Source organism: Cellulomonas sp. HD19AZ1 (genome assembly GCF_004535805.1).
Classification (GTDB): domain Bacteria; phylum Actinomycetota; class Actinomycetes; order Actinomycetales; family Cellulomonadaceae; genus Cellulomonas; species Cellulomonas iranensis.
Genome location: NZ_SPHX01000008.1, coordinates 92,601 through 106,265, shown reverse-complemented (window position 1 = coordinate 106,265; position 13,665 = coordinate 92,601). Strand labels below are relative to the sequence as shown.

Sequence of the window (13,665 nt, the reverse complement as noted above, 5' to 3'; positions counted from 1 at the left end):
GCTCGCACCGTCGGCCCACACCCACGCACCCGCCCCGCAGGCCCTCGGTCCCGCCCGCACGCGCCCGGCGCGCCCCCGCACTCCCCGCGGTACCGGCCCGCCGTCGTCGGACGGCTCGACGCGCGTCCGCCGGCTCAGTCCGTGAGGTAGCGCTGCAGCGTCGGGCCCACGAGCGCGACGACGTCCGCGGCCGGCAGCGACGCGAGCGGCTCGACGCGCAGCAGGTGCCGCGCGACGAGCACGCCGACGGTCTGCGACGCGACGAGCGACACGCGCAGCGCCGCGTCCGGCCCGTCCAGCGCGCCCGCGACGCGCGCGAACACCTCGCGCGAGAGGAAGCCGGCGACGTCCCGCGGGCCCGCGTCGTCGGCCGTCAGACCGCTGAACGCGGCCCGGAACGGCGCCCCGCCGTCCTGGTCCCACACGCGCAGCGCCGCGGCCAGCAGGCGCTCCCCCAGGCCGTCGACGCCCGGCGTGACGACCCGCTCCACGAAGACCGCCGGCTCCACCCCCTGCGGCAGCACGCTCGCGACGAACAGCTCGCCCTTGTCCGTGAACCAGTGCCGCACCGAGCCGGGGTCGACGTCCGCCCGCCGGGCGATCGCGCGCACGCTCGTGCCCGCGTACCCGCGGGCGGCGAACTCGGTGCGCGCCGCCGCGAGGATCGCGCCGCGCGTGCCCTCCCCCGCGGGCCGCCGCCCGCGCGCCCGCGTCCGCGTCTCGTCCACGGGCCCACCCTAGGCAGCCGCGCGCGCAGGCGGCGCACGCGGCCGGGCACGACGGAGGGCGGGCACCCGGCCGCAGCCGGGCACCCGCCCTCCGTCGTCGTCCGCGCGTCAGCGCCTCAGGAGCCCTGCGTCGCTCAGAACCCCTGGGCCACCCGGTAGTACACCTGGTTCCACCGGACCTGGTCGGCGAACCCGCGACGCGTGGTCGCCTCGTCGATGACGAGCAGCTCGGTGCGCGCGAGCTCCGCGAAGATCTCCCACGCCTCGATGCCCACGGCCGTCGACAGCACCGTGTGGTGCGCGCCGCCCGCGGTCAGCCAGCACTCGGAGGACGTCGTGAAGTCCGGGCGGGGCTCCCACACGGCCCGCGCGACGGGCAGGTGCGGCAGGTCCGCCGTCGGGGGCACGACGTCGACGACGTTGGCCGTGAGGCGGAACCGCTCGCGCATGTCGGCGAGCGACACGACGACACCGACACCGGGGTCGGTGTCGAACACCATGCGGACCGGGTCCTCCTTGCCGCCGATGCCCAGCGGGTGGATCTCCACGCGCGGCTTCGACGTCGTGAGCGACGGGCAGATCTCGAGCATGTGCGCGCCCAGGATCTTCTCGGCGCCCGGCGTCAGGTCGTAGGTGTAGTCCTCCATGAGCGACGCGCCGCCGGGCAGCCCGGCGCCCATCACCTTGGCGACGCGCACCAGCACGGCCGTCTTCCAGTCGCCCTCGGCGCCGAACCCGTAGCCCTTGCCCATGAGCCGCTGCACGGCCAGGCCGGGCAGCTGGCGCAGCTCGCCCAGGTCCTCGAAGTTCGTCGTGAACGCCTTGGCGCCACGCTCGGTGAGGAACGCCTCGAGCGCGGCCTCCTGGCGCGCCGCGTAGCGCAGCGACTCGTGGCGCTCGCCGCCGGCCCGCAGCTCGGGGACGACGTCGTACAGCTCCTCGTACTCGGCCACGAGCGCGTCGACCGTCGCGTCGTCGACGGCCTCGACCGCGGCGACGAGGTCGTTGACGCCCCACGTGTTGACCGACACGCCCAGGCGGATCTCCGCCTCGGTCTTGTCGCCCTCGGTGACCGCGACGTTGCGCATGTTGTCGCCGAACCGCACGAGCACCAGGTCCTGCGCGGCCTGCCAGCCCGCGGCGGCGCGGACCCACGTGCCGATGCGCGCGGTCACGGCCGGGTTCGACACGTGACCCGAGACCGTGGTGCGGGCCAGGCCCAGGCGCGTCGCGATGTACGCGTACTCGCGGTCGCCGTGCGCGGCCTGGTTGAGGTTCATGAAGTCGAAGTCGATGGTGTCCCACGGCAGCTCGACGTTCGCCTGCGTGTGCAGGTGCAGCAGCGGCTTGCGCAGCAGGTCCAGGCCCGTGATCCACATCTTCGCGGGGCTGAACGTGTGCATCCACGTGACGACGCCGAGCACCTTGTCGTCGGCGTTCGCGTCGAGCATCGCGCGGCGGATCGCCTCGGAGTCCTTGAGGACGGGCTTCCAGACGACCTTCGCGGGCACGTCGCCCGACGCGTCCAGCGCCGCCGCGACCTCCTGCGACTGCTCGGCGACCTGGCGCAGCGTCTCCTCGCCGTACAGGTCCTGCGAGCCGGTGAAGAACCAGATCTCCTGGTCCGGGTAGGCCTTGCTCATCGGTGCATCTCCCTCGATCGCCAGGTCAGTGCTGGCCGTAGACGTTCTGGTAACGGGCGTACAGCGAGTCGATGTCGCTCTGCGCGATCGGCAGCGGCTCGCCGAGCTGCCGGCTGATGTGGACGGTCCGGGCGACCTCCTCGACCATGACCGCGGCCTTCACGGCGGCCTTGGCGTCCGTGCCGATCGTGAACGGGCCGTGGTTGCGCATGAGCACCGCGGGGCTGCGGGACTCGCGCAGCGTCTCGACGATGCCGCGGCCGATCGAGTCGTCGCCGATGAGCGCGAACGGGCCGATCGGGATGTCGCCGCCGAACTCGTCGGCCATCATCGTCAGCACGCACGGCACGGGCTCGGCGCGCGCCGCCCACGCCGTCGCGTACGTCGAGTGCGTGTGCACGACGCCGCCCACGTGGGGCATGTGCGTGTACACGTACGCGTGCGCGGCGGTGTCGGACGACGGCGCACGGTCGCCCTCGACGAGGTTCGCGTCGAGGTCGCACACGACCATCGACTCGGGGGTCAGCTCGTCGTACGTCACGCCCGACGGCTTGATGACGAGCAGGTCGCGCTCGCTCGGGCCGGCGGGGTCGACGACGACGCGCTGCGACACGTTGCCGGCGGTCCACACGACCAGGCCCCAGCGGGGCAGCTCGGCGTGCAGCGCGCTGACCTTCGCGCGCGCCGCGGCGACCTGCTCGCGGACGTCGGACGGGTAGGCGTCCAGGGAAGACATCGGGCCTCCAGCGTCGGTGCCCGGGGCGGGCACGGGTGGGTCCGGCGCGGACGGCGCCGGTGCGGCGGCCCGCGTCGACGGGCCGCCGCTCGGTCGGGTCGGTCAGATCGCCTCGGTCGCGGCGCGCTCGATCGCGAGCCCGGCCGTGTAGCGGTCGAGGTAGGTGGTGTAGCCCGCGACGTCGGCGGGGTCGGGCTCGACGACCTCGAGCTCGGCGTCCGCGAACACGCGCTGCGCGAGGTACGTGCCGAGGTCGACGCCGCCGCCGTGCACGAGGTACGCGGCGAGCACCGCGATGCCCCACGCGCCGCCCTCGCCGGCGGTCCGCCCCACGGCCACGGGCGCGCCGACGGCCGCGGCGAGCAGCCGCTGCGCGACGCCCGCGGTCCGGAACATGCCGCCGTGCGCGAACATCGCGTCGACGCCCACGCCCTCGGCCGCGAGGATCCGCATGCCCAGGCTCAGCGTGGCGAACGCGCCGTACACCTGCGTGCGCATGAGGTTCGCGAGCGACAGGTCGCTGCCGGGCGTCCGGACGATCAGCGGCCGCCCCTCCTCCAGGCCCGTGATCGGCTCGCCCGACAGGTAGTTGTACGACAGCAGGCCGCCGCCGTCGGCGGCGCCCTCGAGCGCCTCGCGCAGCAGCACGCCGAACACCTCGTCGGGCGTGGCCTGCGCGCCGAGCGCGGTCGCGAACCGGCCGAACACGCCGGCCCACTCGCCGAGCTCGCTCGCGCCGTTGTTGCAGTGCACCATCGCGACGAGGTCGCCCGCGGGAGTCGTCACGAGGTCGATCTCGTGGTGCACGGTCGCGAGCGGCTTCTCCAGCACGACCATCGCGAAGATCGACGTGCCGACGGACGTGTTGGCGGTGCGCCGCGCGACCGAGTTGGTCGCGACCATGCCGGTGCCCGCGTCGCCCTCGGGCGGGCACAGCGGGATCCCGGCCTGCAGCGTGCCCGTCGGGTCGAGCAGCGCGGCACCCTCGGCCGTGAGCGCACCGGCGTCCTGGCCGGCGACGAGCACCTGCGGGAACAGGTCGCGCAGACCGCCGGGCAGCCGGTCGCCCACGTGCGCGTCGAAGCGCGCGACGAGGTCGGCGTCGTAGTCGTGCGTCGCTGGGTCTACCGGGAACATGCCGGACGCGTCGCCGACGCCGAGCACCTTGCGGCCCGTCAGGCGCCAGTGCACGTAGCCCGCGAGGGTCGTGACGAAGCGGACGTCGGGCACGTGCGGCTCGGCGTCGAGGACGGCCTGGTGCAGGTGCGCGACCGACCACCGCAGCGGGATGTTGTAGCCCAGCAGGTCGGTGAGCTCGGCGGACGCGGCGCCCGTGGACGTGTTGCGCCACGTGCGGAACGGCACGAGCAGCTCGTCGGCGGCGTCGAACGCGAGGTAGCCGTGCATCATCGCGGAGACCCCGATCGCGCCGACCGTCGCGGGCCGCACGCCGTGCTGCCGCTCGGCGTCGTCGAGCAGCTCCGCGACCGCGGCGCGCAGGCCCTCCCACACGGCGTCGAGCGAGTACGTCCACGTGCGGTCGACGTACTGGTTCTCCCACGCGTGCCCGCCGGACGCGAGCGGCACGTGGTCCTCGCCGACCAGGACGGCCTTGATGCGCGTCGAGCCGAGCTCGATGCCGAGGGCCGTGCGGCCCTGCTCGATCGCGGTGCGCGCGTCCGTTCGCTGCTGCCCCATCGCGTGCTGCTCCCTCCCCGGTCGTCGTCGCCCGGGTGTCGTGGTCGGGTCGGCCGGCGTGCGTTCGGCCGACGTCATGTTAACGCTCACATGGCGGTGGTGCCAGCACCCGGGTCAGACGTCCCGCCCGGACCCGGACGACGCGCGGACCACGAGCTCGGGTGCGATCGACGCGACCTCGGGCACGCGCCCGCCCATCGCCTCGACCAGCGCCGCGACGGCCCGCCGGCCCAGCTCCGCGAAGTCCTGCCGCACCGTCGTCAGCGGCGGCGCGTAGAACTCCGCACCCGGCTCGTCGTCGAACCCCACCACCGCGACGTCCTCCGGCACACGGACGCCCGCCCCGGCGAACGCCGCGAGCAGACCCAGCGCGAGCTGGTCGTTCGCCGCGAACACCGCGTCCGGCAGCCCGTCACGCACCAGCGCGCGACCCACCGCGAACCCGTCCGCCGCGCGCCACCCGCCCACGCGGTGCTGCGGGACCGCGAGCCCCGCCGCCTCGTGCGCCTCCTGCCAGCCCCGCAGCCGGTCCCGCGCGTCGTACCACTCGAGCGGCCCCGCGACATGCACGACCGTCCGCCGGCCCGACGCCAGCAGGTGCTCGGTCGCGAGCCGCCCGCCCGCGACCTGGTCCACCGCGACCGTCGGCACCGCGACGCCCTCGCGCCCGGACGTCACCAGCACCACCGGCACGGGCGCCCGCACGTCCGCGACCGCGTCGATCGTTTCCGTGCTCGGGGCCACGACGACGACGCCGTCGACGCCCTGCGCGAGGAAGTGCTCGACCGCGTCGCCGACCTCGCGGCCGCTGAAGTCCCGCAGCGTCGCGACCGACACGTAGTGCCCCACGTCGCGCGCCGCACGCTCGATCGCGACCAGGGTGCTCGTCGGGCCGAACAGCACGGTCGCGGGCGTGATGACGCCGATCGTGCCGGTGCGCCGCGTCACGAGCGCGCGCGCCGCGAGGTTGGGCCGGTACCCGAGCGTCGCGATCGCGTCGAGCACGCGCTCACGCGTCGCCGGGCGCACGCTCGGGTGGTCGTTGAGCACGCGCGACACCGTCTGGTGGCTCACGCCCGCGAGCGCCGCGACGTCGTTCATCGCGGGCGGGCGACCCTCGCGGGACGTGCGGGCCCGCGAGGTCGGGGCCGTGCCGCCGACCGGGCCCGTGGACGCGGCGGCCGCGCGCGGCACCGGCACCGCGTGCTCCGCGGCGGTGCGTGCGGGGTCGGCGCAGCCCTCGGTGACGGGCGACGCGTCGTCGGCCACGGTCAGCCCGCGCCCAGCTCGCGCGAGCGGTCGGCCGCCGCACGCACCGCCGCGACGAGCCCCGCCCGGACCGCGTGCGCGTCGAGCGCCGCGACGCCCGCGACGGTCGTGCCGCCCGGCGACGACACGCGCTCGCGCAGCACCGCCGGGTGGTCGCCCGTCTGCGCGACCATCGCGGCCGCACCCTCGACGGTCGCGACCGCGAGCCGCGTCGCCAGGTCGCGCGGCAGCCCCAGCAGCACGCCCGCCTCGGCGAGCGCGTCGACCACGTAGAACGCGTACGCGGGGCCCGACCCGGACAGCGCCGTGACCGCGTCGAGGTGCTTCTCGGCGACCCGCTCGACCAGCCCCGTCGCCGCGAGCACGCGCTCGACGAGCACGAGGTGCCCCTCCTCCGCGGCGCGCCCGGGCGCGATCGCGCTCGCACCCTTGCCGATGAGCGCCGGGGTGTTCGGCATGACCCGGACCACGGGCGTCCCGGCGGGCAGCGCGTCCTCGTAGACGCGCAGCGGCACGCCCGCCGCGACGCTCGTGACGAGCGCGCCGCCGCGCAGCACGGGTGCGACCTGCTCGAGCACCGCGGGCACCACGTCGGGCTTGACGGCGACCAGCACGACGTCGGCGGCCGCGACGGCGTCCGGCAGCGTCGCGGTCCGCACGTCGTGCTCGTCGGCGAGCGCCGCGGCCTTCGCCGCGTCCTGGTCGACGACCGTCACGCGGTCGCCCGGCCAGCCGCCCTGCCGCAGCGCCGCGACGAGCGTCCCGCCCATCACGCCGCCGCCGAGCACCGCCACCGCGGGCGTCGCACCGGGGTCCTGCGTGGCCTGCGTCGTCATCGCGCCTCCGTCACCGCTCACGGCCGCTCCGCGACGGCCCTGGGTGAGCCTACGACCAGAGCCCGTGCGGCTCGCGGGGTTCCGCGCAGCGGTCCGGGGCGCCGCGGTCTCCGTGGCGGGGCGCCGCGGTCGCGGCGCGGCCCGGCGACGCCGTCCCGCACCCGTCGGCACCCCGACGCCGTGCGGCGTTCCGGCGTCCTGGCGGCCGCAACGCCGCACGGCCCGCCGAGACGGGGACGGGGAAGGCCCGCGCCGGCGTCAGGTGGCAGGCGTCAGGCGTCAGGCGTCAGGCGTCAGGCGTCAGGCGTCAGGCGTCAGGCGAGCGTGAGCAGGCCGTCGGCCAGCAGCCCGCGGACGCTCGGCAGGACGTCGGCGGCCACGTCGGCCGCGGGCACGTCGAGCAGCGCACCGAGCGCGCCGACGATCTGCCCGGCCGTGAGCTCGCCGTCGCACGCACCGACGAACGCCGCGAGCGCGGTCCCGGCCTGCACGGTCCGCCCGAACCCGCCGCCCTGCCGCAGCAGCACGACCCGCGGGTCCACGGCGCCCGGCTCGAGGTACCGCTCCTCGGTGACGTCGGGCGCGACCGTGAGGTACCGGGCCGCGAGGTCGTCGTCGGACAGCGCGGTGACGGCGTCGTGCGCCGCGAGCCCGGCCGCGAGCACCGGGCCGAGCGGCTGCCGCAGCGACCCGGTCTGCGACTCGAGCCGCCGCAGCGTCGGACGGCCCGTGGCCGGGCGGCGGAGCGTGACGATCCCGAAGCCGACCGACGCGACGTCGCGCGACGCGAGATCGTCGAGCCACGCGCCGTACCGTGCCGTCCACGCGGCCCGGTCGGCGGGCGTCGTGCCGCCGTCGCGGATCCACGTCTCGGCGTACTGCGCGGGGTCCTGCTCGTCGCGCTGCACGACCCACGCGTCCAGCCCGGACGCGTCGACCCACGCCCCGATCCGCTCGTGCCACTCCTCGCCGTCGCGGATCTCCCAGTTGGCGAGCATCTGCGCGACGCCACCGGGGGCGAGCACGGCGCCGACGCCCGTGACGAGGTCGCGCACGAGGTCATCGCCCGCGCGTCCGCCGTCCCGGTAGTCGTAGGCCGGCACGTCGGCACGCCGCGGCGTGATGACGAACGGCGGGTTGCTGACGACCAGGTCGAACGTGTCGTCGGTGACGGGCTCGAGCATCGACCCTGCGCGCAGCTCGACCCGGTCGGGCCCGAGGCCCGCGAGCGCGGTCGTGAACGCCGCGAACGCGAGCGCTCGCGTCGACAGGTCGGTCGCGACGACGTGCTCGGCGTGCCGGCTCGCGTGCAGCGCCTGCACGCCGCAGCCCGTGCCGAGGTCCAGCACGCGGCGGCGCGGGTCGCGCACGGTCGCCTGCGCGAGCGTGACCGACGCGCCGCCGACGCCCAGCACGTGGTCGGTGCGCAGCGCACCGCCGGTCGCGAGCTCGCCGAGGTCGGACACGACCCACCAGGCGGCCTCGCCCGCGCCGTCGCTGGCGGCGTAGGGGCGCAGGTCGACGCGCGCGCGGACCTCGTCGTCGGGTCCGCGCCCGGCGGCGTCGACGAGCCCCAGCAGCGCGGCGCCCTCGACGCCCACCCCGGGCAGGGCCGCGGCGAGCGCGCGCACCGGCACCGGGACGCCCAGCACGAAGCACCGCGTGAGCACCGCCGCGGGGTCGCCGCCCGTCGGTGCCGCCGGATCGGTCGCGCGCAGCGCGGGCAGCGCCTCGCCGCGGTCGAGGGCTCCCGCCGCGACGGGGCCGAGCAGGTCCTCGACGTGCTCGACGGTGTACGCCGCCGCCGTGAGGTCGGCGCGCAGAGCGGCGACGAGCTCGGGGACGACGACCGGGGCGGGCGGGGTGCTCACGCCCCCATCGTCGCAGCCGCGCCCGCGCCGCCGAGCACCCGTGCGCCGAGCGCGGTACTCGTGCGCCGAGCGCGGTACGCATCTGTACCGCACTCGACGGACGACCACCGCGCTCGGGGACGCGCGCGCTCGCGGCTCAGGCGCACGGACGCCGACGACGAGGTCGGCGCGAACCGGCGGGGGCACGGCAGGCCGGCGCACACGGACCGACGCCAGCAGACGGTTCAGGGGGACGGACGAGCGCAGGCGGACGAGCCCAGCCGACGGACGAGCGCAGGCGGACGGCGGCCCGAACCACCGCCGAGGCGCCGGGGTCCCGGCTACGGTGGGACGAGGGGTGTCGCCGTGGACATCGTGCAGACAGTGGCCGTGATCGCGCTCGCGACGGCGATCGTCGTCGGGGTCGTCGTGCGGGGCGTGCGTGCCCGCCGGCGCGGCGGTTCGGCGGCCGAGGGAGCCCGGATCGCGCTCGACGGCGCCGACCGGGTGCAAGGCGTCGTGCTGGCGCGACCCGACACCGGGCCCGTGCGGTACGGCGGCAACGGCCCGCAGGTCGAGCTCACGGTCGACCACCGCGACCCGCTCGACGACGCGGCACCGGGGGGTCGAGCGACCCCCTGACGCGCGGGGCGGCGGGTCGTGTCCCTCCTGCGTCCGGACCGTCGACCGCGGCCGAGTGCCCGGCCGAGTCGCCGTCGCGCCGGGCGGCGCTCACCCGTGCGGCTGCCGTCCGTCGCGGTGCCGCCCGCGCCGGGACGCGCGGGTGCCGTCGTCCCGCGCACGGCTGACGTCACCCAGCGCACCGACGAGGTCGTCAGGCGCGCCGACGGCGTCCCTCGGCGAGCCCGCGTGGCGTCGCTCAGCGCGTGGGTGCCTGCAGGTCGACGACGAGGGGACGGTGGTCGCTCGCGACACCCACGGCCGGGTCGTCGGGCACGCGCGCGCCCAGCACGGGGATCCGGTGGTCGACGAGGACGACGTCGATGCGCACGCGGGGCGCCGCGGCCGGGTAGGTCGCGTGCTCGGCCGACGCGACGACGGCCGCGTCGTGCAGCCCGCCGCGCGCGGCCCCGAGCGTCACCCACGACGGCCCGCCCGGACGCTCGTTGAGGTCCCCCGCCACGACGACCGGCGCGTCGTCGCGGCCGACGACGCGCCGCAGCACGAGCGCGACGTGGCGCGCGCGCTCGTCGGCGCGCAGGCCGAGGTGCACAACCACCACGCGGACCCCGTCGACGCGCGCGGTCGACGAGCCGCGGCGCGTGAGCCCGGGACGCCACGGCAGGCGCACCGCCGCGGCGTCGCGCACGGACCGGTGCGGCGCCACGAGCAGCGCGGTCGTCCGCGCCCCGCCCCCGCCGACCGCGACCCGCAGCCCGGTGCGCGCCGCGAACCGGCGCAGCCGCCACCGGCCGGTGAGCCCGCGCGGCGGCTCCTGCACGGCGAGCACGTCGGGGCGCGCGGAGCGGACCACGTCGACGAGCGCGTCCACCTGCTCGCGCAGGCCGCGCAGGTTGTACGTCATGACGCGCAGGGCGGCGGCCGGGGCGTCGGTCGCGGGCCCTGCCCGTCGGGTGTCGCGCTGCGCGCCGTCGTCGCGCGTCGTGCCGTGGGCGTCCACCGCGTCCTCCGTCCGTCCCCCCGGGCGTGCGGCGAGGGTACCCGAGCCCGTCGCCGCGGCCCCGCGCCCTGCACGCGGCACCGAGCCCGACGTAGGTTGGGCCGATCCACCGATCCGCGCGCGTGAGCGCACGACGAGAGGACGACGCCGTGCGACGTACGCCGACCCTGGCCGTCACGGCCGCCGCCGCCCTGCTGCTGACCGCCTGCACGGGCGGTGCGGACGACCCGACGCCGCCCGGCACGGCCGGACCGTCGGGCGGGTCCGCGGGCGAGGCCTCGAGCGCCCCCGACGCGGCCCCCGCCGAGCCGCTGCCGCCGGCCACCGCCGAGTGCCTCGCGGGCACGTGGCGCCTCGACCTGGCCGCGATGCAGGACGACCTCGCGCAGCTGTTCGCCGCCGCGGACGACGACGCCGTGGAGGTCACGGTGTCGGGCACGTCGACCTACGAGTTCGAGGCCGACGGGTCCTTCGCGGCGACGGTCGACTCGACGTCGGGCATGACGATGCGGTCCGACGAGACCGAGCTGACGTCGCGGTCGGAGTCGAGCGGCGACCTCACGGGTGCGTGGTCGCTCGACGGCGACCGGCTGACGATCTCGGACGTCGACAGCAGCGGGCTCGACGTGACGACGACGGCGGAGATGGACGGCGAGACCCTCGACGTGCCGCCGGGCGCGCCCGAGGACGCGATCGAGGCGCTGCCGCCGACGCTGTCGACGGCGACGTGCTCGGACGACACCCTGATGCTCGCGGCGGACCTCACGCAGGACGAGGGCGGCGACCCCGTGACGATCAGCTACACGCTGCGCCGCTGACCGCCCGGACCGACGCGACCGGACGCTGCCGGGCCCGCCCCCCTCGTGCGGGGGCGGGCCCGGACCGTCGCGACGAGGTTCAGCCGACGAGCTGCGTCTCGTGCTCGAGCCGGCCCTCGCGGTCCACCCGGGCGGCGCGCACGCGCGAGGCGATGACCGCGCCGAACGCGACGGCCGTCGCGACGACCGCGATGGAGAGCCGCACGACGTGGTTGGCGTCGTCGCCGACGGAGACGACGACCACGGCGGGCGCGATGAGCACCGACACGAGGTTCATGACCTTGATGAGCGGGTTGATCGCGGGCCCGGCGGTGTCCTTGAACGGGTCGCCGACGGTGTCGCCGATGACGGCCGCGGCGTGCGCGGGCGAACCCTTCCCGCCGTAGTTCCCGTCCTCGATGATCTTCTTGGCGTTGTCCCACGTGCCGCCCGAGTTCGCGAGGAACACGGCCATGAGCACGCCGGACCCGATCGCACCGGCGAGGAACCCGGCGAGCGGCCCCACGCCGAGCCCGAACCCGACGGCGATCGGCGCGAACGCGGCCAGCAGGCCGGGGGTCGCGAGCTCGCGCAGCGAGTCGCGCGTGCAGATGTCGACGACGCGGCCGTACTCGGGCCGCACCTCGCCGGTCATGATGCCGGGGTGCTCGCGGAACTGGCGCCGCACCTCGAACACGATCGCGCCCGCCGCGCGGGTCACGGCGTCGACCGCGAGGCCCGAGAACAGGAAGACGGTCGCGCCGCCGAGGATCACGCCGACGAGCGTGACGGGGCTGATGATGTCGTACGACAGCATGGCCGCCACGAGGTCGTCGCCGACCTCGCCGCGGATGTCGGCGAGCGCGTGCGTGACCGCGTCGGCGTACGACCCGAACAGCGCGGTCGCCGCGAGCACGGCCGTGGCGATCGCGATGCCCTTGGTGACGGCCTTGGTGGTGTTGCCGACCGCGTCGAGGTCGGTGAGGATCTGCGCGCCCTCGTCGCTGACGTCGCCCGACATCTCGGCGATGCCCTGCGCGTTGTCGCTCACGGGCCCGAACGTGTCCATCGCGACGATCACGCCGACCGTCGTCAGCAGGCCGCAGCCCGCGAGCGCGATGAGGAAGAGCGCGAGCGGCACGGACCCGCCCGCCAGCAGGAAGACGCCGCAGATCGCGGCCGCGATGATGCCCGCGGTGTAGACGGCGGACTCGAACCCCACGCCGATGCCCGACAGCACGACGGTGGCCGGCCCCGTGAGCGTGGTGCGCGCGACGTGCAGCGTCGGCTTGCTCGTGGTGCCGGTGAAGTAGCCGGTGACCCACAGGATGACGCCCGCGAGGACGACGCCGACGAGCACGGCGGCGGACGCGACGAGCCGCGGGTCGCCGCCGTGGGTCTCGAGCCCCGCGGTGCCGCCCGTGAGCGCCGCGAACGACGACGGCAGGTACGCGTAGGCGGCGACGGCGGCGAGCAGCACGCCGACGAGCGCCGAGACGTAGAACCCGCGGTTGATGGCCGTGAGCCCGGACTCCTCGCCGCGCACGCGCGTGATCGCGACGCCGAGCGCCGCGACGAGCGCGCCGACCGCGGTGACGACGAGCGGGAAGACCATGCCCTGCTCGCCGAACGCGGCGCGGCCCAGGATGAGCGCGGCGACGAGCGTCACGGCGTAGGACTCGAACAGGTCGGCGGCCATGCCCGCGCAGTCGCCGACGTTGTCGCCCACGTTGTCGGCGATCGTCGCGGCGTTGCGCGGGTCGTCCTCGGGGATGTTCTGCTCGACCTTGCCGACGAGGTCGGCGCCGACGTCGGCGGCCTTGGTGAAGATGCCGCCGCCGACGCGCATGAACATGGCGAGCAGCGCGGCGCCGAACCCGAAGCCCTCGAGGACGGCGGGCGCCTCGCCGCCGTACAGCAGCACGACGCCGGCGGCCCCGAGCAGGCCCAGCCCCACGACGGCCATGCCGACGACGCCGCCGGTGCGGAACGCGATGCGCGCCCCCTCGGCCCGGCCGCCCGGCCGGGACGCGGCTGCGGCGACGCGCAGGTTCGCGCGCGTCGCGAGCCACATGCCGAGGAACCCGATCGCGGCCGAGAACCCGGCGCCGACGAGGAAGAACAGGGACCGGCCGATCTTCACGCCGCTGTCGCCCGGCAGCAGGAACAGCAGCGCGCACACGATCGCGGCGAACAGCGCGAGGGTGCGGAACTGCCGGCTGAGGTACGCCGACGCCCCTTCCTGGACCGCCTGCGCGATCTGCTGCATCGAGACCGTGCCCTCGCCCGCGGCGAGCACCTGACGTCGGAGCACCGCGGCGACCACGAGGGCCGCCAGCGCGATCACGGCGATGACCGCGACGATCGTGATGCTCGTGGCACCGAGCTGCATGCATCCTCCTCGGGACGACGAGGTGCGACACCCCCTGCACGCACCCGCCCCGCGGCCCCGTTGCCGCCGGACCC

11 protein-coding genes are annotated in these 13,665 nt (G+C 76.2%); 2 read left to right on the top strand and 9 right to left on the bottom strand.

Going from position 1 to position 13,665, the window contains the following annotated elements; genetic code table 11:
• Positions 1-134: 134 nt before the first annotated feature.
• The 7 genes from E4A51_RS17385 to E4A51_RS17355 form a co-directional block, all read right to left on the bottom strand.
• Positions 135-728, bottom strand: coding sequence for a TetR family transcriptional regulator (locus tag E4A51_RS17385; RefSeq protein WP_134852499.1), 594 nt, complete (start codon positions 726-728; stop codon positions 135-137).
• A gap of 134 nt (positions 729-862) precedes the next feature.
• Complete coding sequence (gene araA / locus E4A51_RS17380) at positions 863-2,371, bottom strand: L-arabinose isomerase (RefSeq protein WP_070320309.1); 1,509 nt, start codon at positions 2,369-2,371, stop codon at positions 863-865.
• Positions 2,372-2,396: 25 nt separating this feature from the next.
• Positions 2,397-3,107, bottom strand: coding sequence for an L-ribulose-5-phosphate 4-epimerase (locus E4A51_RS17375; RefSeq protein WP_134852498.1), 711 nt, complete (start codon positions 3,105-3,107; stop codon positions 2,397-2,399).
• Positions 3,108-3,209: 102 nt separating this feature from the next.
• On the bottom strand, positions 3,210-4,805 hold the full coding sequence (locus E4A51_RS17370) for a xylulokinase (protein WP_134852497.1): 1,596 nt from the start codon (positions 4,803-4,805) through the stop codon (positions 3,210-3,212).
• A 114-nt stretch (positions 4,806-4,919) separates the two neighbouring features.
• The gene (locus E4A51_RS17365; RefSeq protein WP_370297512.1) at positions 4,920-6,074 is read right to left on the bottom strand and encodes a LacI family DNA-binding transcriptional regulator; all 1,155 of its coding nucleotides are present in this window, start codon (positions 6,072-6,074) and stop codon (positions 4,920-4,922) included.
• 2 nt (positions 6,075-6,076) lie between these two features.
• Positions 6,077-6,910, bottom strand: a complete 834-nt coding sequence (gene proC / locus E4A51_RS17360; protein ID WP_134852496.1) for a pyrroline-5-carboxylate reductase — start codon at positions 6,908-6,910, stop codon at positions 6,077-6,079.
• Positions 6,911-7,224: 314 nt separating this feature from the next.
• On the bottom strand, positions 7,225-8,781 hold the full coding sequence (locus tag E4A51_RS17355; RefSeq protein WP_134852495.1) for a methyltransferase: 1,557 nt from the start codon (positions 8,779-8,781) through the stop codon (positions 7,225-7,227).
• A 345-nt stretch (positions 8,782-9,126) separates the two neighbouring features.
• Here E4A51_RS17355 and E4A51_RS17350 point away from each other — a divergent pair, with 345 nt between their 5' ends.
• Entirely contained in the window at positions 9,127-9,402 is a 276-nt protein-coding gene (locus E4A51_RS17350) for a hypothetical protein (RefSeq protein WP_070320939.1), read from the top strand.
• A gap of 238 nt (positions 9,403-9,640) precedes the next feature.
• Here the strand turns inward: E4A51_RS17350 and E4A51_RS17345 are convergent, their stop codons facing one another.
• Positions 9,641-10,402 (bottom strand): endonuclease/exonuclease/phosphatase family protein, encoded by a 762-nt coding sequence (locus E4A51_RS17345; RefSeq protein WP_134852494.1) that lies wholly within the window; start codon positions 10,400-10,402, stop codon positions 9,641-9,643.
• Between the two features lie 122 nt (positions 10,403-10,524).
• Here E4A51_RS17345 and E4A51_RS17340 point away from each other — a divergent pair, with 122 nt between their 5' ends.
• Positions 10,525-11,220, top strand: coding sequence for a lipocalin family protein (locus E4A51_RS17340; RefSeq protein ID WP_134852493.1), 696 nt, complete (start codon positions 10,525-10,527; stop codon positions 11,218-11,220).
• 79 nt (positions 11,221-11,299) lie between these two features.
• Here the strand turns inward: E4A51_RS17340 and E4A51_RS17335 are convergent, their stop codons facing one another.
• Positions 11,300-13,591, bottom strand: a complete 2,292-nt coding sequence (locus E4A51_RS17335) for a sodium-translocating pyrophosphatase (RefSeq protein WP_134852492.1) — start codon at positions 13,589-13,591, stop codon at positions 11,300-11,302.
• Positions 13,592-13,665 lie beyond the last annotated feature (74 nt).

Excerpts from the sequence above, each read along its gene's own strand:
- araA (WP_070320309.1), bottom strand. The coding sequence starts at position 2,371 with ATGAGCAAGGCCTACCCGGACCAGGAGATCTGGTTCTTCACCGGCTCG.
- E4A51_RS17375 (WP_134852498.1), bottom strand. The coding sequence starts at position 3,107 with ATGTCTTCCCTGGACGCCTACCCGTCCGACGTCCGCGAGCAGGTCGCC.
- E4A51_RS17370 (WP_134852497.1), bottom strand. The coding sequence starts at position 4,805 with ATGGGGCAGCAGCGAACGGACGCGCGCACCGCGATCGAGCAGGGCCGC.
- proC (WP_134852496.1), bottom strand. The coding sequence starts at position 6,910 with ATGACGACGCAGGCCACGCAGGACCCCGGTGCGACGCCCGCGGTGGCG.
- E4A51_RS17335 (WP_134852492.1), bottom strand. The coding sequence starts at position 13,591 with ATGCAGCTCGGTGCCACGAGCATCACGATCGTCGCGGTCATCGCCGTG.